Origin of the sequence: Bacillus sp. FSL K6-1006 (assembly GCF_038593175.1) — a bacterium.
GTDB classification, from domain to species: domain Bacteria; phylum Bacillota; class Bacilli; order Bacillales; family Bacillaceae; genus Bacillus; species Bacillus safensis.
The window spans coordinates 3579956-3601817 of record NZ_CP151970.1 but is presented as its reverse complement, the minus strand read 5'-3'; the positions used below and the strand labels follow the sequence as shown (position 1 = coordinate 3601817).

20 protein-coding genes, 1 pseudogene and 2 riboswitches are annotated in these 21862 nt (G+C 41.3%); of the genes and pseudogenes, 19 read left to right on the top strand and 2 right to left on the bottom strand.

Annotated elements, in window-relative coordinates:
- The first annotated feature begins 20 nt into the window (after positions 1–20).
- From NSS65_RS18740 to NSS65_RS18705, 8 genes and pseudogenes are all read left to right on the top strand, one after another.
- Positions 21–1202 (top strand): NupC/NupG family nucleoside CNT transporter, encoded by a 1182-nt coding sequence (locus tag NSS65_RS18740; protein WP_144496461.1) that lies wholly within the window; start codon positions 21–23, stop codon positions 1200–1202.
- Between the two features lie 25 nt (positions 1203–1227).
- On the top strand, positions 1228–2529 hold the full coding sequence (locus tag NSS65_RS18735) for a pyrimidine-nucleoside phosphorylase (protein WP_041087525.1): 1302 nt from the start codon (positions 1228–1230) through the stop codon (positions 2527–2529).
- 149 nt (positions 2530–2678) lie between these two features.
- Positions 2679–3163 (top strand): annotated as a pseudogene (locus NSS65_RS18730) (MarR family transcriptional regulator).
- Between the two features lie 13 nt (positions 3164–3176).
- Positions 3177–3815, top strand: coding sequence for a nitroreductase family protein (locus NSS65_RS18725; protein WP_041118286.1), 639 nt, complete (start codon positions 3177–3179; stop codon positions 3813–3815).
- A gap of 24 nt (positions 3816–3839) precedes the next feature.
- Positions 3840–4133, top strand: coding sequence for a putative quinol monooxygenase (locus NSS65_RS18720; RefSeq protein WP_024423933.1), 294 nt, complete (start codon positions 3840–3842; stop codon positions 4131–4133).
- Positions 4134–4322: 189 nt separating this feature from the next.
- Positions 4323–6704 carry an immune inhibitor A domain-containing protein gene (locus tag NSS65_RS18715; RefSeq protein WP_144496460.1) on the top strand — a complete coding sequence of 794 codons (2382 nt, stop codon included), beginning with the start codon at positions 4323–4325 and terminating at the stop codon, positions 6702–6704.
- Positions 6705–6910: 206 nt separating this feature from the next.
- Positions 6911–7165: an ORF6C domain-containing protein gene (locus tag NSS65_RS18710; protein ID WP_012011773.1), complete on the top strand. Its 255-nt coding sequence runs from the start codon at positions 6911–6913 to the stop codon at positions 7163–7165.
- A 5-nt stretch (positions 7166–7170) separates the two neighbouring features.
- The gene (locus tag NSS65_RS18705) at positions 7171–7542 is read left to right on the top strand and encodes a DUF1304 domain-containing protein (protein WP_034281380.1); all 372 of its coding nucleotides are present in this window, start codon (positions 7171–7173) and stop codon (positions 7540–7542) included.
- A 34-nt stretch (positions 7543–7576) separates the two neighbouring features.
- On the opposite strand, the gene NSS65_RS18700 is transcribed toward NSS65_RS18705, so the two are convergent.
- Entirely contained in the window at positions 7577–7741 is a 165-nt protein-coding gene (locus NSS65_RS18700) for a hypothetical protein (RefSeq protein WP_003214630.1), read from the bottom strand.
- Positions 7742–7996: 255 nt separating this feature from the next.
- Between NSS65_RS18700 and NSS65_RS18695 the strand changes: the two genes are divergently transcribed.
- The 11 genes from NSS65_RS18695 (at position 7997) to NSS65_RS18645 (ending at position 20417) form a co-directional block, all read left to right on the top strand.
- Positions 7997–8653 carry a type 1 glutamine amidotransferase domain-containing protein gene (locus tag NSS65_RS18695; RefSeq protein WP_326135197.1) on the top strand — a complete coding sequence of 219 codons (657 nt, stop codon included), beginning with the start codon at positions 7997–7999 and terminating at the stop codon, positions 8651–8653.
- Between the two features lie 141 nt (positions 8654–8794).
- Entirely contained in the window at positions 8795–9922 is a 1128-nt protein-coding gene (locus tag NSS65_RS18690; protein ID WP_326135198.1) for a hypothetical protein, read from the top strand.
- 56 nt (positions 9923–9978) lie between these two features.
- Positions 9979–10082: riboswitch (TPP riboswitch) on the top strand.
- An 87-nt stretch (positions 10083–10169) separates the two neighbouring features.
- Positions 10170–10856, top strand: coding sequence for a thiaminase II (gene tenA, locus NSS65_RS18685; RefSeq protein WP_025093767.1), 687 nt, complete (start codon positions 10170–10172; stop codon positions 10854–10856).
- The gene (locus NSS65_RS18680) at positions 10853–11452 is read left to right on the top strand and encodes an ECF transporter S component (RefSeq protein WP_061110279.1); all 600 of its coding nucleotides are present in this window, start codon (positions 10853–10855) and stop codon (positions 11450–11452) included. Before tenA ends, NSS65_RS18680 begins: the two co-directional genes overlap by 4 nt.
- The gene (locus tag NSS65_RS18675) at positions 11427–13025 is read left to right on the top strand and encodes an energy-coupling factor transporter ATPase (RefSeq protein ID WP_326135199.1); all 1599 of its coding nucleotides are present in this window, start codon (positions 11427–11429) and stop codon (positions 13023–13025) included. Before NSS65_RS18680 ends, NSS65_RS18675 begins: the two co-directional genes overlap by 26 nt.
- Entirely contained in the window at positions 13015–13749 is a 735-nt protein-coding gene (locus tag NSS65_RS18670) for an energy-coupling factor transporter transmembrane component T (RefSeq protein WP_120207977.1), read from the top strand. Before NSS65_RS18675 ends, NSS65_RS18670 begins: the two co-directional genes overlap by 11 nt.
- A gap of 150 nt (positions 13750–13899) precedes the next feature.
- Positions 13900–14739: a methyl-accepting chemotaxis protein gene (locus tag NSS65_RS18665; RefSeq protein WP_326135200.1), complete on the top strand. Its 840-nt coding sequence runs from the start codon at positions 13900–13902 to the stop codon at positions 14737–14739.
- Between the two features lie 169 nt (positions 14740–14908).
- On the top strand, positions 14909–15724 hold the full coding sequence (locus NSS65_RS18660; protein WP_041118272.1) for a YwqG family protein: 816 nt from the start codon (positions 14909–14911) through the stop codon (positions 15722–15724).
- Positions 15725–15959: 235 nt separating this feature from the next.
- A complete protein-coding gene (locus NSS65_RS18655) occupies positions 15960–16793 on the top strand; it encodes a PRD domain-containing protein (protein WP_034281373.1) in 834 nt (277 codons plus the stop codon).
- Between the two features lie 326 nt (positions 16794–17119).
- Positions 17120–19027, top strand: coding sequence for a beta-glucoside-specific PTS transporter subunit IIABC (locus tag NSS65_RS18650; RefSeq protein WP_101676604.1), 1908 nt, complete (start codon positions 17120–17122; stop codon positions 19025–19027).
- Positions 18999–20417, top strand: coding sequence for a glycoside hydrolase family 1 protein (locus tag NSS65_RS18645; protein WP_034281371.1), 1419 nt, complete (start codon positions 18999–19001; stop codon positions 20415–20417). Before NSS65_RS18650 ends, NSS65_RS18645 begins: the two co-directional genes overlap by 29 nt.
- A 53-nt stretch (positions 20418–20470) precedes the next feature.
- Here NSS65_RS18645 and NSS65_RS18640 read toward each other — a convergent pair whose 3' ends face one another.
- Complete coding sequence (locus tag NSS65_RS18640; RefSeq protein WP_034281370.1) at positions 20471–21595, bottom strand: 5-methyltetrahydropteroyltriglutamate--homocysteine S-methyltransferase; 1125 nt, start codon at positions 21593–21595, stop codon at positions 20471–20473.
- Between the two features lie 88 nt (positions 21596–21683).
- Positions 21684–21796: riboswitch (SAM riboswitch) on the bottom strand.
- Positions 21797–21862 lie beyond the last annotated feature (66 nt).

The following is a 21862-nucleotide window of genomic DNA, read 5'->3' as shown; positions in this document are numbered from 1 at the left end:
TTCATTCAAGGAGGAAAAACATGAAATACGTGATTGGTATCATCGGTTTGCTAGTGATTCTCGCCATTGCATGGCTGGCTAGTAATGGGAAAAAACGAGTGAAATTCCGTCCAGTAATTGTCATGATTGTACTGCAATTTATTTTAGGTTATATTCTGCTCAATACAGGTGTTGGAAACTTCCTAGTCGGAGGTTTTGCAAAAGGATTCCAAATGCTTCTAGGCTATGCCGGTGAAGGAATCAACTTCGTATTTGGCGGGTTAATGAATGATAATGCGTCCACTTTCTTCATCAATGTTTTACTGCCGATCGTCTTTATCTCGGCGTTAATCGGTATCCTGCAGCATTGGCGTATTCTTCCGCTTATCGTACGCGGAATCGGATATTTGCTTAGTAAAGTAAACGGTATGGGGAAACTAGAATCTTACAACGCAGTAGCGTCTGCGATTTTAGGTCAATCAGAAGTCTTTATTTCTATTAAGAAACAGCTTGGATTATTACCTCAGCAACGTCTTTATACATTATGTGCATCTGCAATGTCGACGGTATCGATGTCGATTGTTGGTGCGTACATGCAAATGATTAAGCCAGAGTACGTGGTTACAGCACTTGTGCTGAACCTATTTGGTGGATTTATTATCGCATCGATCATCAATCCATATGAAGTATCTAAGGACGAAGACATGCTTGAAGTCGTTGAGGAAGAAAGACAATCCTTCTTCGAAATGCTTGGCGAATACATTATGGATGGTTTCAAAGTAGCGATTGTTGTTGCTGCAATGTTGATTGGATTCGTTGCATTAATTGCGATGATTAACGGTATCTTTACAGCTGCCATCGGTGTTTCTTTCCAAGATGTACTTGGATATGTCTTTGCTCCATTTGCGTTCATTGTTGGTGTTCCTTGGAGCGAAGCGGTACAAGCAGGAAGCATTATGGCGACCAAAATGGTATCTAACGAATTTGTGGCAATGCAAATTCTATCCGGTGATGCTTTCCATTTCACTGCTCGTACAGAAGCGATAATTTCTGTATTCCTTGTATCATTTGCGAACTTCTCTTCTATCGGTATCATTGCTGGAGCAGTCAAAGGCTTAAACGAAAAGCAAGGGAACGTCGTCGCACGATTTGGATTAAAGCTGTTATTCGGTGCAACTCTTGTCAGCTTCTTAACAGCAGGTGTAGTCGGTTTAATTTTCTAATTTAAAAAAAGGAATGGTGAAAACAATGAGAATGGTAGATATCATTGCGAAAAAACGTGACGGAAAAGAATTATCTTCAGAGGAAATTTCTTTCTTTGTCAAAGGTTATACGGATGGAACAATTCCTGACTACCAAGCAAGTGCCTTGGCTATGGCAATTTTCTTCCAAGATATGACGGATCAAGAACGTGCAGACTTAACACTCGCTATGGCGAACTCAGGAGATACAATTGACCTGTCTGCCATTGACGGTATTAAAGTAGACAAGCACTCAACAGGCGGAGTAGGCGATACAACAACGCTTGTACTCGCCCCTCTTGTTGCAGCACTAGATGTACCTGTTGCGAAAATGTCTGGGCGCGGCCTTGGGCATACAGGCGGTACAGTGGACAAGCTTGAAGCGGTGAAAGGCTTCCACGTAGAAATTACAAAAGACGAATTCATCGAGCTCGTGAACCGTCATAAAGTAGCGGTCATTGGGCAATCAGGCAACCTGACACCAGCTGATAAAAAGCTGTATGCTCTTCGTGATGTGACAGGAACTGTTAACTCAATTCCGCTTATTGCAAGCTCCATTATGAGTAAGAAAATCGCTGCTGGTGCAGATGCGATTGTACTTGATGTGAAAACAGGCGCAGGTGCTTTCATGAAAACACCAGAAGACTCAGAAAAGCTTGCAAAAGCCATGGTTCGCATCGGTAACAACGTAGGCAGACAAACAATGGCGGTCATCTCTGATATGTCTCAGCCGCTAGGATTAGCGATTGGGAATTCCCTTGAAGTGAAAGAAGCGATTGACACACTCCGAGGCGAAGGTCCTGAAGACTTAAACGAGCTTGTGCTCACATTAGGAAGTCAAATGGTCGTTCTTGCGAAAAAAGCAGACACACTTGATGAAGCAAGAGAAAAGCTGATTGAAGTGATGAAAAACGGAAAAGCACTTGAGAAATTCAAAGAATTCTTAGAAAACCAAGGTGGAGACAGCTCAATTGTGGATCAGCCTGAAAAACTGCCGCAAGCACCTTACAAAATTGAAGTACCTGCCAAAGAATCAGGTGTCGTAGCTGAAATCGTCGCGGATGAAATTGGTGTTGCAGCGATGATCCTTGGAGCAGGACGCGCAACAAAAGAGGACGATATCGACCTATCTGTCGGCATCATGCTGAACAAAAAAGTGGGAGATCGTGTTGAAAAAGGAGATTCACTTGTGACTCTGCATGCGAATCGTGAAGATGTTGCAAATGTCATGGAGAAAATTTATGACAACATCCGCATTGCTGATCATGCCGATGCACCAACATTGATCCACACGGTCATTACTGAATAAAGAAAAAGGACAAAAGCGATTCGGCTTTTGTCTTTTTTTATGGTCATTTTAGGCTCGTCTTTTTCTATTGAAATAAAAAAATTCACTTTATGAAACAAACCTCTTGCAATCATCAAACAATGGGTGTATATTAATTGACGAGTCAATGATTGATATATCAAGTAATTGATTTCTGAATAGAAAAGAGGGGATGGCATTGACTGCATTTTGCTCTGAAGAGGCAGAGATATTATATCGTTTGCAGTGCGTGAACCGTATGATGGGCGTGAAGTTCGAAGCATGTACGGGCATCAGCCAATCAAGACTTGAGTTGCTATCGCTGTTATTCCAAGCCGATGAAATCAGCCAATCAGATTTGCAGAAAAAAGTAAATATTGATAGTGCAGCTGTGACGCGTCATTTAAAACAGCTGGAAACAAAAGGAATGGTCACACGCAGAAGAAAACCAGAAGATAATCGAGTCACACTTGTCCGCTTAACAGAAGAAGGCAGAACGAGAATCGAAGCTTCTAAAATAGAAAAAGAACGATTTATCTCAGAAATGCTTGAAAACGTAAGTGAAGAAGAACGAAGGCTTCTCACTGATGTGCTCATCCGTATACAACAAAACATCGAAAAGATTCAAACAACCTAAAGGAGTGTTACACATGGCTACAACATTAAAAACAAACGATTTTATGGAAATTATGAAAGGGCGCCGCTCTATTCGTAACTATGATCCATCTGTGAAAATCAGCAAAGAAGAAATGACAGAGATTTTAGAAGAAGCAACAACTGCACCATCATCAGTAAATGCACAACCTTGGCGCTTCATGGTGATTGACAGCCCAGAAGGAAAAGAAAAGCTTGCACCACTTGCAAAATTCAACCAAACTCAAGTGTCAACATCAGCAGCTGTCATTGCAGTTTTTGCAGATATGAAAAACAATGAATACTTAGAAGAAATTTATTCAAAAGCAGTAGAAAATGGCTACATGCCGCAAGAAGTGAAAGAAAGACAAATTGCTGCATTAACTGCACATTTTGAAGCTCTTCCAGAACAAGTGAATCGTGAAACAATCTTAATTGACGGTGGACTTGTGTCTATGCAGCTTATGCTTGCTGCACGTGCACACGGTTATGATACAAATCCAATTGGCGGATATGATAAAGAAGTCATCGCTGAAACATTTGGATGGGATAAAGAACGTTATGTACCAGTCATGCTTCTGTCCATTGGGAAAGCGGCTGACGAAGGTTATGCATCTTACCGTTTACCGATCGACCGTATCACAGAGTGGAAATAATTTTTAAAAAAGGGAGACGATCACATGATCATTATTCATGCAGGGATGACCATTCATCCAGAAAAAGAAAACGTATTTTTAGAAGAAATCAACGAATTAATGAAAGCTTCACAGGCTGAAGAAGGCAATGTTTCCTACAAGCTGTTCAAGGATACAGAAAAGGAAAATACATTTTTAATGGTAGAAGTGTGGAAAGATGACGCTGCGGTTCAGAGCCATAATGCAAGTGCTCATTTCCAGGCTTTCGTAGCGAAGGCAAAAGAATTCTTAGCCGCTCCACTTGACGTGGTTGCCTTTCAAGGCCAGCAGCTTTCATAGAAAAACAACAAACACCCTAGGCGGTTATCGCCTAGGGTTCTTTTATTTTCGACATATGGTTCCACCCATTTCATTCACGTATTGTGCATTTTCCACAAAATTTCTGAAAATAAAATGTTTTTCGACTTAACTATATTGGAATATGCTAGAATTAGATATTATTTATTACCAAAATAGGGAGGAACCAATATGAAAAAAGGGAAATGGACGAAAATTGCACTAACCGCTGTCCTAAGTTTAGGCACATTGACAGCTTTCAGCACCCCTCTATCTGCCCACACCACAGAAAAATCAACATCCTCAGATGGCGGTCATTATTCAGGTATTCCATTTGACTCAAGTGTCGTGAATGAAGACCGTCTTATCAAAGCCTTGAAAAAACAAGGAAAGATCAAAAAGAATGCCAATGAGGCAGAAACCCAAAAAGCATTAAAGAACTATCTAAAGAAAAAAGAAGAATCAGCAATGAAACAAAGTGCCAGCACCTTAACAGAAGAGCCTGAATTCCTGAAAGAATACAAACAAGAGGTACATAACAAACTTGCCAAAAAGAAAAAATTAAAGAAGCATAAAGGAAAAGAAGGCAATCAAGTAAAACCGGTCAAAAAGGAAAAGTATAAAGGTGACGTCCGCAATGATAAAGTATTGGTTTTATTAGTAGATTTTAAAGATTATAAGCATAATAGTATCAAAAAAGAAGAGACTGATATGTACTATGACAAGTACGATCAACAGCACTATCAAGATATGCTTTTCGGAAAAAATGGCTACATCGGTCCAGATGGGAAACGGAAAGTATCCATGAAGCAATATTATGAAAAGCAGTCTGGCGGCAGTTACACAGTTAGTGGAACAGTTGCAGGATGGTATACAGCGAAGCATGAAGCAGCTTATTACGGCGGGAACGTACCTGACGATTCAGGCAGTGACGGCAGGCCGCGCGAATTGGTGAAAGAAGCACTCGAAGCTGCAGCAAAAGATCCGAATATTGATCTCAGCGAGTATGATCAATGGGATCGCTATGATATTGATGGCGACGGGGTTTATAACGAGCCAGACGGCATCATTGACCATCTGATGGTCGTTCACGCCGGCGTAGGTGAAGAAGCAGGCGGCGGACAACTTGGCGCTGATGCGATTTGGTCACACCGCTGGTCACTTGGTGATGTATTTGAAATTAAGGATACTGAATCTGAAGTTGGTCAAGGCGGGAAATTAGGCGCGTTGGATTACACCATCGAGCCTGAAGATGGCGCAGCAGGTGTGTTCACACATGAATTCGGACATGATCTTGGTCTTCCTGACGAGTACGATACACAGTACACAGGCAGAGGAGAGCCCGTTTCTTACTGGTCGATCATGTCAAGCGGAAGCTGGGCAGGTAAAGTTCCTGGTACGGAACCAACAGGCTTTAGCCCATATGCGAAAGAAATGCTTCAAAATCTGCATGGGGGCAACTGGCTTTCTGGACAAACCATCGATGGTAAAACATTAAAGAAAAGCAAAACAGTATTAATTGATGAAGCAGCAACAAAAGGAACGAACCATGATGCCGTTCGAGTCGATTTACCAGATAAAGAGATTGTCGTCACGACACCTGCTCAAGGGAAATATTCGTACTTCAGCGGAACGGGTGACAATTTGAATGCAACCATGACGACAACAGGTATTGATTTGTCAAAAGGAAGCAAAGCAGAGCTGACATTTAAAGCATGGTACGATATTGAAGAAGATTATGATTATGCGTATGTCGAAGTGCGTGAAACAGGGACTGATCAATGGAAGACCATCGCGGGTAACATCACGAATGATCGAAATGAAGCAGGTGCAAACGAAGGCAATGGCATCGACGGAAAATCAGACGGCTGGGTAGATGCAGCCTTTGACCTGTCTGCTTATGCAGGGAAGAAAATCGACCTGCAATTCCGTTACACAACTGATGCAGGCTATTCACTTCCAGGCTTATTCGTAGATGACCTGAACATCACGGCAGATGGAGCGAAAGTATGGTCAGATGATGCCGAGGGCACGTCTACTTTTACCTTTAATGGATTCTCAAAATCTAATGGAAAACAATATGCAGCACAATACTATTTACTAGAGTGGCGCTCTTATGCTGATGTCGATAAAGGCTTAAAGCATATTAAACGCGGGGCAAGTCTGATGAGCTACAATAACGGGTTGGTCGTTTGGTATGTCGATCAATCATACAGTGATAACTGGGTAGGAAAACATCCGGGGAACGGCTTCCTTGGCGTAGTAGATGCAGATCAGCAAGTATTAAAATGGAGTGACGGTTCCATTGCCGCCACAGGGTTCCAAGTACATGATGCAGCATTCTCTTTGAATCCAAGTACGAAGCTGAATATAGATTATACAGCAACAACGGGCTTAACTTTGCAAGATCGCTACATTCGACCGGCTCGTACATTTAGTGATAAAAAGAACTATGTGAATCCAAACAACCCAGATGCAGGACGCGATGTACCGACATATGGGTTATCCTTTAAAGTCGTTGGACAAAGTAAGGATCGTTCTGTTGGAAAGGTGTTAATTTCGAAAAGTAACTAAATAGAAAGCCGGATTCTACCATTGAATCCGGCTTTTTGATATGTGAGAAAAGGATTGTGAGGGCACGATTGTTTTTTAAATCGAATGTCTGTTCTTTTTTATTTTGATATCCGAATGAAACCATTATATAATAGACACTGGAAGGTTTTTCTTTCAACCAAGATTCTTTTTAGCTGTTAAAACAAAGGAAAGGATGAGCGTTACCAATGAGTTGTGTCACTGCCAAGCAATTAAAGGTGATTCGAGGGACGATGCAGACTTTTTGCAGCCATTTGGAGTATGATGGCCACGGTAAGCTTCATATCAATACCATCATGGCTTTTATTAAAAAGGAATTCGGCGTGAGAAAAATGAAAGACATTCCACAAAGTCGCTTTACAGAAGCACTAGAATTAATACAAGACTTTGATTTATACACGGACAAAATAGAGATTCGTGACCGTCTATCAGAAAGGAATTAACTAAATTGAATATTTTAGCAATGATTTTAGTAGGAATTGTCGCATTAGAACACATTGTCATCATGTTATTAGAAATGTTTTTTATGGAATCAAAGATGGCGAAGCGGTCTTTTAAGCTGCCAGAACACTTGCAAAAAGATCCAAATGTCAAAGTAATGTTTGCCAATCAGGGGCTTTATAACGGGTTTTTAGCTGCAGGACTCATTTGGGGGCTCATTCTTGGATCGAATACCGTTGGATATATGATTCAGCTGTTTTTCATTCTTTGTGTGATCATCGCAGCAGTATTTGGCGGTGTAACATCCAATAAATCAATTATCATCAAACAAGGAGTACCAGCACTGCTTGCACTCATTGCACTGATGCTGGCGATCTAATCTTAAATAAAGCCGCCCCTGGTGAGGGCGGCTTTTATCTTTTTCGAAGACCCATCAAACGAATAATGGATGTCAGACAAAGGGCAACGGCAACGGCCAAAATGATTTTTCCGTACATGACCCCCGTTAGGTTCATCAAAAAGACGGCCAATATAATACAGAGCGTGATGATGATCATCACAATCGAATAGGTTTTCATCTCTTTTCCACTCCTTTAAAAATCCCCTCATGTGACGAGAGATCTGTCAATCTTTCCTCATATTATATCACTCAATGACAATTTTACATGAAATTCCCTACCAATAGAATGTGACATATTGATTAGATTTCGAGTCATACCATATTTTTTAGAAAATCGGGTATAACATAATGAGCTGGCCTAAAGTCATATTGCTTGATATTTAATTGTGCAAAATATAAAATAACCACAGGATAAATCGAAAGGATGATCAAGATGAGTAAGAAAGTGTTATTAGTATCGACAAGCAGCCCAGAAATGAATGGACATCCAACAGGCTTATGGCTAGAAGAGTTGGCAGAGCCATTTCATATTTTTAAAGAAAATGAACTAGAAGTACAAATTGTCTCTATTCAAGGTGGCACTGTACCAATTGACAAAAATTCAATTCCTGAAGGTGTCCCAACGCAATATCAAGATGTATATGAATTACTTCAAGACACAAAGGCGCTTACAGATGTGAATCCCGCTGATTATGACGGAATTTTCTTTGCTGGAGGGCACGGCCCTATGATCGACTTTGCGTCTAATCAACTGGTAGCGGATGCGATCTTAGCAGTTTCAGATAAAAATGGTGCGATCGGAGCCGTTTGTCATGGCGTTTCAGCATTCGTTGATGTGAAGGACCATAATGGCAAATCATTTATCGAAGGCAAAAAAATCACAGGCTTCACAAACGAAGAAGAGGAAGCCGTGCAGCTGACATCAAAAGTTCCATTTTTATTGGAAACAAAACTTCGTGAGCAGGGGGCAGCGTTTGAAAAAGGAGACGCCTTTGCGCCATTTGCTGTCGTTGACGGACAAATCATCACTGGACAAAACCCGGGATCAAGTGCAGAAACAGCACGCTTGTTTGTCAAAACTATTGCATAAAACGATCAAAAACCAGTCGTGACTCATGCGGCTGGTTTTTTTGTTATAAAAATGTCCCAAAAAAGACCAAAACAGTAATTAGAATAATGGTAAAATAATCACAGGGTAAAAAACCCAAATGAGGAAAAAGGGGATGTTCCTGTGAGAGCATTTTATGTCAAAATCACCGCAGCTTTACTATCTGTTTTACTCGTCGCAACAGGTTTGTTGTCACCAGCATTAAAAGCAGAAGAAGCACCGAAATCAGAAGGGAAAATATCACCACTGACGGAAAAAGCGATTCAGCAAGTGCAAGAATCGTTTGAAAAGCAGGATGAAGGAACCGCTATTCAACAGAAGCAAGTGAAAAAATCATTTAAAGTGAATAAGAAGAAAGGAATCAGTATCAAACGAAAAGCTGCTAAAGAAGGCAAAATGCGCACGTCTGCCGTTCGCTCCATTGATGGACTAGCTATTAATCAATCGGCTGTCTTAACAGAGGACGACCCAGTTGATTTATGGTTTTTAAGCACATCTTCACCTCAGGCACTCATCAGCCGGATTACCTCTTCAAACCCTGATTATTTTGTTCAATTATTTGTTGTTGATTATGAAACAGGACAAGCCTACCCGACAGATTTGATTCAACCGGCAGGCAGCCTGCTTGGATTGACCAACTTACCAGCAGGTGATTATGCATTCGGTATTACAAGCGCCGGAGAATTTGGAGATTCCTACACGATACAAGTAAATGCAAAAAACCCGCCCAATTTCACGGGGGCTGTATCTCTTTCGTCCACCTTGCAATATTTTGTAGCTGAGTATGCAAACGGTGATGTATTTGCAAATGGTACAAAAGTATACAATAAGCAAACAAAGACAGCAAATTATGAATGGGAGCGTGTTTTTTATTTCTCTTATGATGGAAAATACGAACAAAGAACTCATTCAATCTCAAGTGTGAAAGTAAAAAACATTTCGGCTCCTGTGTCATACTCAGCTCCTTATGCGAGCTCCTCAGAAGCCATCCTCGTTTACTTAGATGTTGAGACATTGTTTATGTACCATCAATCATCATATGCAAGCGGGCAATATTACCATGATACCTTTGTTGATACACTCGGGAAGACAACACCAAGACGCTTAGATATTGATGATATGACAAATTACGGTGATCATATTTTAGCTGTAGATTTAAAAACAGGAAAGCCGATTGATTTCTTCAGTGTGCTGAATTTCTACTATGCTGCAGGGATCGAGAAGCTGCCAACAATCAGAACGTTGAATTAAGAAAGGCGGTTGACATCAAATCGCCACATGTGTAGAGTAAAGATAATTAAATGACAAAAGTCCACTAGGGGAGTCATGTATGACTGAGACAAGAGAAAATCTTGGACCCTTTGAACCTGATCTAGTTCGTACTAGCGGAGGGAAGTGGAGCTGGACCTTGTCTTATTCATGATTGAATTGATAAGAAGGCCGCTCCATTTGGGGTGGCTTTTTCATTTATTCAACTGAAGAAGAGGAGGCTTTTTTTATGACATTTTCTACGCAATTAAGGAAAGAAGCAGAACCGTTATTTGAAGCCATTTATCAGCATCCGTTCGTCAGAGGCCTGGCAGCAGGAAAGCTGGAAAAGGAACAAATCATTCATTACGTCAAACAAGATGCAGAATACTTACAAGCATTCATTAAAATTTATGCAGCAGCGCTCAGCAGATGTACAGACAGAGAGGATATTGCGTTTTTCCATCAGCAGATTGCGTTTGTACTAGATAGTGAGACGCACCCTCATCAAAACCTTTGCCGAGTGGCAGGAGTAGCATATGATGAGCTCCAAGGTGCTTCTTTGGCTCCGAGTGCTCATCACTATATTCATCACATGCTGCAAGTTGCGCAAGAAGGCACGCTTGGTGAAATCATCGCTGTCCTGCTTCCATGTCCTTGGACATATTGGGAAATAGGGAAACGAATGCTTACAGATGTGCAGCCGGACCCGTCACATCCGTTTTATGAGTGGATCACGTTTTATGGAGGATTAACCGATTCTGTTACAGGTGAGCTTTGCAAGCGGCTCGATCAGTTGGCGGAAGCAGCAAGTGAGAAGGAAAAGGAAAAAATGAAACAGCATTTTATCTTAAGCTGCCAGCTCGAGTACAAGTTTTGGGAAATGGCCTTCACTGTTGAAGAGTGGCCAGTTCAACTGGAGGTGCATTCATCATGACATGGAAGATGAAAGAAGTCGTTCTTGCGGTGATTTTATCCGTTGCATGCGGTGTGATCTATTTAGGATGGTCCACGCTATACTTACCGATTACAGCACTTGTTGGCCCAGCAGGAGGCAACATCATGTTTGGAATATGGGTCATTGCCAGTCCAATCGTTGCATATATCATTCAAAAGCCGGGAGCTGCTCTGATTGCGGAAACAGCCGCCGCTGCTGTGGAATTATTGACAGGAAGCCACTTTGGACTTTCAGCTCTGCTGATTGGTGTATGCCAAGGGCTTGGGGCAGAAATCGCCTTTGCTCTTTTTGGTTATAAACGGTATCGCATGTGGACACTGATGCTCTCTGGTGCCTTTGCCGCTATCGGAGCGATGTCTTACAGTCTCGTGGCAAATGGCTTTGGATATTACACGCCTCAAGTTTTACTTATGACGCTTGTGACTCAAATCATTAGTGGAATGATACTTGGCGGCTGCCTTGCGAAAGTGGTGGTGGACGCACTATCCAAAACAGGTGTACTGAATCAATATGCCATCATGAAAGAAAAACGAAACAAAGGTGAACAGCATGAATTCATTTCTCGCGTGCAATGAACTCTCTGTCCGTTTTTATGAACAGCCTAAGCCCGTTTTGCATCAAATCTCCCTTACGATTCAAAAAGGGGAAAAGGTGCTTATTTTAGGACCGAGCGGAAGCGGGAAATCTACGCTCATTTCGGTTCTGGCTGGAATCATTCCAGAGCATGTGGAAGCAGACATGCAGGGTGAAGTGGTGCTGCAAAGACATACAGGCGTCATGTTTCAAGATCCAGACTCTCAGTTTTGTATGCACCGCGTCAATGAAGAAATTGCTTTTAGCTTAGAGAACCGTTCCGTCCCTCGTGAAGAGATGGATGACATCATTCAGCAGCTCATGCAAAAAGTCCAACTGAATGTCGATCCGCATACAGAGATACACACTTTATCTGGCGGCATGAAGCAGCGATTGGCACTTGCTTGTCTACTCGCATTACAGCCGGATGTCCTATTCTTTGATGAACCGACCGCACAGCTTGACCCGGCAGGTAGAATGGACATATTTCAACTGCTGCAGCAGCTTGCAGCCGATCAGCATCAGACCATGATTTTTGTAGAGCATGTGCTTGATGGTGTCATCGAATGGATGGACCGGGTGATTTTATTAGATGATCAAGGCAGCATTTTAGCAGATGGAGCTCCAAATGATGTGCTCGCGGCATATGTGGAAGAAATGAAAGAGGCAGGAATTTGGCGGCCTAAATTATTTCCCGAGAAATGGTCCACGATCATTCAAGATCCATTTCATCCACTGAGTCAAACTTTTATGCAAACCTTTAAAGCACGAAAAGAGCAGCGTGAAAAAGTGCCATCAATCGAACGAAAGACAATGATTCGTACAGAAAATCTGCAATTAAGCTACGGGAAAAAAAGGATTATAAGTAACCTTCAGCTTGATATCAAATCAGGGGATTGGGTGGCGATCATTGGGGAAAATGGAAGTGGAAAAAGCACACTTCTCAAACATTTGGTTCGTTTAGAGCCAACGAAAAAAGGCCACATTTTCTTAAAAGATACACTCCTAAAAAAGTGGTCAGACCGAGAACTATATGAAAAAGCAGGCTTTGTGTTTCAAAATCCGGAGCTTCAATTTATACAAGACACAGTATTCGATGAAATTGCCTTTGGCGGCAGACAGCGAAACTGGCCAGAATCTGTCGTACAAGAAAAAACGGTTCAGCTGCTGGAAGAGTTCGGTTTAGAGAAGCATGCAAAAGCACATCCCTTCACCTTAAGTTTAGGGCAAAAAAGAAGATTGAGTGTTGCCACGATGCTCCTCTTTGATCAAGATGTATTGCTGTTAGATGAACCGACTTTCGGGCAGGATGAAAAAACGGCGAAGGAATTAATGAGGCGTTTAAAAGAGCGTCAGCGCCAAGGCACTACCATTGTGATGGTCACACATGATATGGAGCTTGTCGATGAGTGTGCCGATCAAGTGCTTCTGTTTCATCAAGGGAAGCATGTGTATGATGGCACTCCTTATGATTTATTTTCAAATCAGGAACTTGTTGATACATATCGGCTAAGAGCTCCTTTGCATTATCGCTATGTGGCAGAAAGAAAGGACGTGCTGACGATTGCAAAGTAATCATTCCTTTCTTTCTACTGTGAATCCAGTCATGAAATTACTCGCTCATCTGCTTGCGATGGGCTGTCTTATGGCGATTTCTGACCCTAAAACAACCTTTATCATTTGGCTGTTTGCTCTTGGCATTGGAGTTGTTTTAGGTGGATGGAATATGAAGTATCTCGTTACAAGGCTTGTCCCTTATCTGCTCTTTTTTATTCTCGTGTTCTGGATGATGGCGGCCTTCGGCAAGGGGGATCATACCGTTTGGAAGTGGGCGTGGTTTCATATCACAGAGGAGAGTTTAAGAAATGGGCTCACCATCGCTTTTAGAATGCTTGGATTTGTGACATTTGGTCTCCTTTTTACGTCCACAACAGATTTGACGGCATTTATGATGAGTCTGATTCACCAATGCCGATTGTCCCCAAAATGGGCGTATGGCATGCTTGCCGGCTTCCGGTTTATTCCGTTATTTCAAAGTGAATTAAAACAAATGAAAGCTGCACATAAAATCAGAGGCTACAAACAAAAAAACAGCTGGAAAGCCTTTATGCGTTATGCTTTGCCCCTTTTTACACAAGGTGTACGAAAATCAGAGCGCTTAGCGATTGCGATGGAAGCCAGGGGCTTCATAGGGACGAAAGAGCGAACGTATTATCATAACATCAGCACCTCATGGATTGACTATATGTATCTTTTTCTCATCGGTATCAGTGTCTTCATGTGCATTTACTTTGTTTAAAAAACACCCACATTCTCTTGATAGAATGTGGGCTTTTTATATGTCTTAGGTCATTTGATTGATATTAGTGCACATTACAGGCTGTAATAGATCATATAACGAACCGATAAAGAAGGTGTACTGAGAAATAGAGAGGATGAACGTAAGCGAATGTCACAGAGAATTGATAACATAATAGACGCTTTACCAATCATTGGACTTGCTATGAGAGAGCAGCTAACCTTTTCTGTTTTAGGGAAAGAGAAGGTTCTTTATTATCAGCAGCATGGGAATATTGATTTAGGATTTAAAGCTGGTGATGCACTAGATGCTGGATTCCAAAACTTTGCGATGTTGAAAAATGGGAGAGAACCATCGTTTATTCAAATTCCAAAAGAAGTATACGGGATTCCAATGGATATCGTAGCCGTTCCAATTTCTGATGAATCAGGTCAAGTGGCTGCTGCCTTCTGTGTGGCATATGACCAAACGAATCAACAACGATTAGATCACATCATGACGGAGAGCAACGAAGCTTCCGAAAAACTAGTCGCAATGGTACAGCAGGTTGCCGCACATTCAGAGGAACTACAAGCGACAAGTGAACAAATTCTACAAAATACGAAAACCACTGTCGAAAATTCCTCTAAAATCAATCAAGTGTCCAATCTCATCAAAGGTATCTCTGATCAAACGAACTTACTTGGACTCAACGCATCAATAGAAGCTGCAAGAGTAGGGGAAGCAGGAGCAGGTTTTGGAGTGGTCGCAACAGAAGTGAGAAAGCTGTCAACTCACGCGAAACAAGCGACGACTGATATTGAAACAGCCCTAAAAGATGTGCAGGGATCGATCAAAGGAATGGAAGAAGAAATTGCGCAAATTGTCGCTTCCTCTGAGCATCAGGCAGAGCTAGTAGGCACTTTCACAAAAATTATTGAAGGTCTTCACGAAACAAACGAAACGATGAAAGCATTAGCAAACGACTTAGTAAACTATCAAGTGAAATAAAAGAACGACAAAACCTCCAGCTGAATCGGAGGTTTTTTTATCATTTCAAGGTGAGAAACTTGTTAGGATTATGACCGTTTTATCGCTGACAGGCAGGATACACTTCTGTATGATAGAAAAAGAGAGACTAGTTTTGTCATTAGACCTATTCATAAGGAGGAAGATCATCGTGACACAATCAGCGAAGCTGAAAGAAATACTTGCACCCTACCGTCCGTTGTTAGATGAAACGGAAAAACCAATGATTCAATTACAGATGAAACAAGGAAAAACAGGACCATACGACAGCAAAATAGCTGGTGATCCTTATTTTCCCAAAAACGACGAATATCCAGTTGACGGAGAAGGACATCCTATGAAACTTTTGGCACAAATTAATTTCGGCCAGCTGCCCAAGCTGAAGGATTATCCAGAAACAGGACTTATGCAAGTTTTTATTTCTGTGCATGATGATCTTTATGGGATGAATATTGACCATAAAACAGAGCAAAAAGATTTTCGCATCAAATTTATTGAGGAACCTTTCTTGGCAGAAGAAGAGTTAATGACTGATTTTTCTTTTGTGAAAATTCCAGATGATTTTTATTTTCCTGTGACGAAGGAAGGCGCGATTACAGGTGAATTATCAAGCGAAACGATCAGTGTAGGAGATTTCCGCTTTGAAAAAGTCACAGGAAAGAACAGCTGGGACCTATTCGAAGATGCAGATGGTGTTAATGGCGATGAAGCAGATGCCCTGCTGGATGAATTCTATGAAACAGCGAGTGGCTTTGGTCACAAATTGGGCGGGTATCCAGGGTTTACACAAGAAGACCCGCGTACCTATGTAGATCAAGAACATACCGTTCTGTTATTGCAAATTGACTCAGATGATGAAGTAGATCTGATGTGGGGAGATTGCGGAATCGCCAACTTTTTTATCAAACCAGAAGATCTTAAACGAAAAAATTTCGAGAATGTCGTCTATAATTGGGACTGCTCTTGATTTTGTAAAATACACACTTTAAACACTCTTTTTAGAGTGTTTTTGTGTATTTTTTTAGACTTTTTTGCCCCTATTTCGTCATTTTTGAGAGGTAATATGTCATTCTTTCTAGTTGACCGTATCAAAAAAAAATGTAAAATCATCTTAAAGTCCTCTTTTTTGAAAATAATAATAACATGACATATGAATCAACGATAAAATGCTCGAAAAAGCGGAATGTACTGGGGGGTATCAATTGATCATTTCTAAAGTAATCAATAATAATGTTGTCAGTGCATATGATGACGAGCAGCATGAGCTGGTCATTATGGGCAGAGGGATCGCGTTTCAAAAGAAAAGCGGAGACCCGATTGACGAAGAACGAATCGAAAAAGTATTTTCTATTCAAAATAAAGATATATCAGAAAAATTCAAAACCCTGCTTTATGATATTCCAATCGAGTATATGCAAGTGTGTGAGGCGATTATTGAGCATGCGAGAACAACCCTTAACAAAAATTTAAATGACAGCATCTATGTGACGCTGACGGATCATATCACCTTTGCCATTGAACGTCATCAAAAAGGAATGGACATCAAAAATGCCTTGCTCTGGGAAATCAAACGGCTGTATAAAGATGAGTTCAGATGCGGTTTAGAAGCTATTCGGATCATTGAGGACAAGCTGAGCATCCATCTTCCTGAGGATGAAGCCGGCTTTATTGCCATGCATATTGTCAATGCAGAGCTCAATGAAGAAATGCCAAACGTTATTCAAATCACCAAACTCATTCAAGACATTTTAAACATCGTTAAGTATCACTTTCAAATTGATTTGGACGAGGAATCATTAAATTATTTCCGTTTTGTTACGCATTTGAAGTTTTTTGGTCAGCGTCTGTTTAACGAAACACAGATGGAAAATCAAAACGAGTTTCTGTATGAAGTGGTAAAAGAGAAAAACACCGCAGCTTTTCAGTGCGCAGAAAAAATTAACGATTATGTTCAAAAAGAATACAACCGAAGTCTCATAGAAGATGAAATGCTATATTTAACTTTGCATATAGACAGAGTAATAAAAAGAAAATAAATTCAAAAAGAAAGCGTTGACATCACAAAATTAACATGATAATTTATAACTATAAACTAAATAACCACAATCTTTTAGGATTGTTACTGGTCAAGCAGGCAAAACCTAAATCATTGTCCCTATCTATGATAAGGCGTGATTTAGGTTTTTTTATATCTAAAGACTTATAAAAATTAAATAACGATCAATCGCTATGAAGGATTGTTACTGGTTAAGCAGGCAAAACCTAAATATCGATTAATGTCTGAATCGCTATTTCTCGGACATTAATGGATGTTTAGGTTTTTTCTATATCAAGATGAAATCAACGATTGGAGGGTAATACAATGAACCACAAACAAACAGCAAAAGAAGTGCTAGAACTTGTCGGCGGTGAAAAGAATGTTAAGCAAGTTACGCATTGTATGACAAGACTTCGCTTCAACTTATACGATGAAAGCAAGGCAGATAAAGAGAAGCTGCAATCAACAGATGGCGTCATGGGCGTGAATCAAAGCGGAGGCCAATATCATGTCATTATCGGCAATGATGTCTCAAATGTCTATCAAGCGATGATTGCTGACTCAGGTCTATCATCTGATGTAAAGTCAGGCGGTACAGAAGAAGCGTCAAAGCAAAATGTGATATCAAAGCTTTTCGATTTTATCTCTGGTGTCTTCACACCGATTCTTCCAGCCATCGCTGGGGCCGGTATGATCAAAGGGATTTTGGCACTGATGCTCACATTCCAGTGGATATCAGATAAAAGCAGTACGTATGCGATTTTAACAGCCATTGGAGATGGAGCCTTTTACTTCTTACCGATTCTGCTTGCTGTAAGCGTAGCCAAAAAAATTGGCACAAATCAGTATATCGCGGCTGCCATTGCAGCAGCAGCACTGCACCCGCAGTTAACCGCTTTACTGGGCGCGGGAAATACAGAATTTCTAGGCTTGCCAGTGGTTGCCGTTGTGTACTCTTCATCGGTGATTCCAATTCTGCTCACCATCTGGCTTGGTTCATATGTTGAAAGATTCGCAGAAAAATATAGTCCGAAATCATTAAAGATCATCCTTGTTCCAACAGTCACACTTCTAGTCGTTGTACCAGTTATGCTCATCGCGGTTGGACCGCTTGGCGGGATTATCGGAAGTGGCCTTTCAGGTGGAATTGATTTATTGTTCAAACATGCAGGTATTTTGGCCGGACTCTTGATCGGCGGCTTCATGTCACCATTGATCATTACGGGCATGCACTATGCACTGCTTCCAATCATGATCAACAACATTACGTTAAACGGTTTTGACTTCATTCTTCCAATGATGTTTGTAGCAAATATGGCACAAGCAGGCGCAGCATTCGGTGTCTTCTTAAGATCAAAAAACAAAACATTTAAATCATTGGCGATGTCTACAAGTATCACAGCCTTAATGGGTATTACTGAACCTGCTATGTATGGTGTGAACATGCGATTGAAAAAACCGTTCCTTGCAGCCCTTATTGGTGCAGCAGCAGGCGGCGTGTTCATGTCAATCTTTAAAGTAAAATCATATGTGATATCTGGATCAGCAGGCCTTCCAGGTCTCCCAACATTCATTGGACCAACATTTGTCTACTCAATCATCGGCTTAGTAATCGCCTTTGTCGTAGCAACGATCATGACACTTGTTCTCGGATTCAAAGATGTACCAGTGAAAGATGATACAAAAGCAGACAAACCAGAAGAAAAGAAAGACACAGCAGCACTTCAAAATGAAGTGGTACAAAGCCCGCTTGAAGGTCAACTAAAGCCGCTCAATCAAGTAAATGATGCAACATTCTCTAATGAAATCATGGGTAAAGGTGCAGCCATTGTACCAACAGTTGGGCGTGTTGTAGCACCTTTCAACGGCAAGGTTGAAACCATTTTCCACACAAAACATGCCATTGGTTTGAAGAGTGAACAAGGTACAGAACTTCTCATTCATGTGGGGATTGACACGGTAAAACTTGACGGAAAGTATTTTACAAGTCATGTGCAGTCAGGTGATCTGATTCAAGCAGGAGATGTACTCATTGATTTTGATATCGAGGGCATTCAGCAAGAAGGCTATGATGTCACCACACCTGTTATTGTCACCAACACAAACGATTTTGCACAAGTTGATGCGAAAACAGATGGAACGATTACAGTGAAAGAGACACTGCTTACAGTCAGTGTAGAAGAAAAAGAGGAGGGTATTCAACATGAACAAGTTAGAAAAAACATTTCCTAAAGGTTTCTTATGGGGCGGCGCTGTTGCAGCCAACCAAGTTGAAGGCGCATATAATCAAGATGGAAAAGGCTTATCGACAGCTGATGTATCACCAAATGGTATTATGCACCCATTCGATGAATCAATGAAAGACCTTAACTTATATCATGATGCAATCGATTTCTACCATCGCTATAAAGAAGATATTGCACTCTTTGCAGAAATGGGATTCAAGTGCTTCAGATTATCCATTTCTTGGCCGCGTATTTTCCCAAATGGCGACGATGCGGAACCGAATGAAGCAGGCCTCGCTTTTTATGAAAAAGTATTTGATGAACTGCATAAGCATGGAATTGAGCCAGTTGTCACCATCTCTCACTATGAAATGCCTCTCGCACTTGTGAAAAACTACGGCGGATGGAGAAACCGTAAGCTTGTGGATCTTTATGAAACATACGCGAAAACATTGTTCACCCGCTTTAAAGACAAAGTAAAATATTGGATGACCTTCAATGAAATCAACGTTGTATTACATGCGCCTTTCACTGGCGGCGGACTTGTATTTGAAGAGGGTGATGACGAGAAAAGCATTCAATATCAAGCAGCGCATCACCAATTTGTTGCAAGTGCTTTGGCTGTCAAAGCAGGACACGAAATCATTCCTGATGCGAAAATCGGCTGTATGATTGCAGCGATGACAACTTATCCGTACAGCTCAAGACCAGAAGATATGTTTGCTGCAATTGAGCAAGACCGTAAAACATTATTCTTCTCAGATGTACAGGCAAGAGGTTATTACCCAGGTTACATGAAACGTTATTTCCTTGAAAATGACATCAACATCGAGTTCCAAGAAGGGGACGAAGATATTTTAAGAAACCATACAGTGGACTATATTGGCTTCAGCTATTATATGAGCTTTGTGACAAGTACAGATCCAGAGATTCTTGGACAAGTGACTGGCGGTAACTTATTTGAAGGTGTGAAAAACCCTTATCTAGAAGCAAGTGATTGGGGCTGGCAAATTGATCCGAAAGGACTTCGTACAACACTGAATCAGCTGTATGACCGCTACCAAAAGCCATTGTTTATCGTAGAAAATGGATTGGGTGCTGTCGATCAAGTAGAAGAAGACGGATCCATTCAAGACGATTACCGAATTGATTACCTCAGAAGCCATTTGCTAGAGGCGAGAGAAGCGATCGCAGACGGAGTTGACCTGATCGGTTATACAAGCTGGGGCCCAATTGACCTTGTCAGCGCATCAACGGCTGAAATGAAAAAACGCTACGGCTTCATTTATGTTGACCGTGATAATGAAGGAAACGGTACATTAGATAGAAAGAAAAAGAAAAGTTTCGATTGGTATAAACAAGTGATTGCGACGAATGGTGAACATTTGGATGCATAAAAGAAAAAGACAAACCGCCATACTGCGGTTTGTCTTTTTTCTACTCTGAGGGACTACGAAGTCCACACTTGATCTGCAATCTCAATCACATGACGCAGCTTTTCCCATTGCTGCTCTTCTGTTAACAGGTTGCCTTCCTCTGTTGAGGCGAATCCGCATTGTGGACTCAAACAAATTTGGTTAATGTCTACATATTGAGCCGCTTCCTCAATGCGTTTTTTAATCTGTTCAACTGGCTCAAGCTCTCCGTATTTTGAAGTGACAAGGCCTAGTACGATTTGAAGGTTTGGGTTCTTCACATATCGAAGGGGCTCAAATCCGCCAGAACGATCGTCGTCAAACTCTAAAAAGAGACCATCAAGATCTAAGCCGGCAAAAATTGTTTCTGCCGCTGCTTCGTAACCACCTTCAGCTGCCCATGTCGATTTAAAGTTACCTCGGCAAATATGCATGGTGATCACCAAATCCTCTGGGCGGTCGGCAACAGCTTCATTGATTGTCTTCGCAAACGATTCACGAAGTTCATCTTCTTCACGGCCAAAGGCTTTGATTTGTTCATGGCCTTTTTCAGAAAAGAACACTGCCCATGCCGTATCATCCAGCTGCAAGTAGCGGCAGCCTGCATCATAAAAAGCACGGATGGCTTTCTTATACGCTTGTGCCACATCATGGTGGAATTCCTCTAAGCTGTCATACACTCCTTCTTCAAGCTTTCCACGGAAAAAGAGCATATTCGGACTTGGAATCGTCATTTTAGCCGTATGATCACCAGCGATGCTGTGAAGGAAACGATAATCCTCCAGCATTGGATGATCTGTAAAATCGATCTTGCCTGTTACCTTGATACCTCTAGCTTTTGTCGTTGTGTTATGGAATTGAATGCCTTGATCTGCTTCAAATCCTTCAACTCCATCGAGTCCTTCAAGAAAGTCAAAATGCCACCATGCACGTCTGAATTCACCATCTGTGACAACCTCTAACCCAATTTCTTTTTGCTTCTCTACAATACGTGTAATTTCTTCGTTTTCAATTTGTCGGAGCTGCTCTGCTGTCAGCGTACCGTCTGCTTTTTGCTTGCGTGCTTCCTTGATGCGCTCTGAACGAAGTAAACTTCCTACTTGATCTGCGCGGAATGGCGGTTTCGTTGTTTTCTTTCCAATGGTTTGTACTTGTGTCATGCTGAATCCCTTCTTTCCTCAGGTTAAAAAATCAAATAAAAAAGCTCTTCCTTAGATAAGGAAGAGCATCATATACTGTGAGAACTCTGCCTTATCTTCAAACAAGCATTTGCTTGCTTAAGGAATTAGCACCATTCTGTTCCTAGGAACAGCGGTTGCCGGGTTTCACAGGGCCAGTCCCTCCACCACTCTTAATAAGGTTACCTTTTGATTCAATTTTCTTAATAAACACAATTATTCAACCTTTTCGAGGAAAAGTCAATGGTT

What these genes read in the sequence shown, in the direction of transcription:
- NSS65_RS18740 (WP_144496461.1), top strand. Translation starts at nt 21, where the DNA reads ATGAAATACGTGATTGGTATCATCGGTTTGCTAGTGATTCTCGCCATT.
- NSS65_RS18735 (WP_041087525.1), top strand. Translation starts at nt 1,228, where the DNA reads ATGAGAATGGTAGATATCATTGCGAAAAAACGTGACGGAAAAGAATTA.
- NSS65_RS18725 (WP_041118286.1), top strand. Translation starts at nt 3,177, where the DNA reads ATGGCTACAACATTAAAAACAAACGATTTTATGGAAATTATGAAAGGG.
- NSS65_RS18720 (WP_024423933.1), top strand. Translation starts at nt 3,840, where the DNA reads ATGATCATTATTCATGCAGGGATGACCATTCATCCAGAAAAAGAAAAC.
- NSS65_RS18715 (WP_144496460.1), top strand. Translation starts at nt 4,323, where the DNA reads ATGAAAAAAGGGAAATGGACGAAAATTGCACTAACCGCTGTCCTAAGT.
- NSS65_RS18710 (WP_012011773.1), top strand. Translation starts at nt 6,911, where the DNA reads ATGAGTTGTGTCACTGCCAAGCAATTAAAGGTGATTCGAGGGACGATG.
- NSS65_RS18700 (WP_003214630.1), bottom strand. Translation starts at nt 7,741, where the DNA reads ATGAAAACCTATTCGATTGTGATGATCATCATCACGCTCTGTATTATA.
- NSS65_RS18695 (WP_326135197.1), top strand. Translation starts at nt 7,997, where the DNA reads ATGAGTAAGAAAGTGTTATTAGTATCGACAAGCAGCCCAGAAATGAAT.
- tenA (WP_025093767.1), top strand. Translation starts at nt 10,170, where the DNA reads ATGACATTTTCTACGCAATTAAGGAAAGAAGCAGAACCGTTATTTGAA.
- NSS65_RS18680 (WP_061110279.1), top strand. Translation starts at nt 10,853, where the DNA reads ATGACATGGAAGATGAAAGAAGTCGTTCTTGCGGTGATTTTATCCGTT.
- NSS65_RS18675 (WP_326135199.1), top strand. Translation starts at nt 11,427, where the DNA reads ATGAATTCATTTCTCGCGTGCAATGAACTCTCTGTCCGTTTTTATGAA.
- NSS65_RS18665 (WP_326135200.1), top strand. Translation starts at nt 13,900, where the DNA reads ATGTCACAGAGAATTGATAACATAATAGACGCTTTACCAATCATTGGA.
- NSS65_RS18650 (WP_101676604.1), top strand. Translation starts at nt 17,120, where the DNA reads ATGAACCACAAACAAACAGCAAAAGAAGTGCTAGAACTTGTCGGCGGT.
- NSS65_RS18645 (WP_034281371.1), top strand. Translation starts at nt 18,999, where the DNA reads ATGAACAAGTTAGAAAAAACATTTCCTAAAGGTTTCTTATGGGGCGGC.
- NSS65_RS18640 (WP_034281370.1), bottom strand. Translation starts at nt 21,595, where the DNA reads ATGACACAAGTACAAACCATTGGAAAGAAAACAACGAAACCGCCATTC.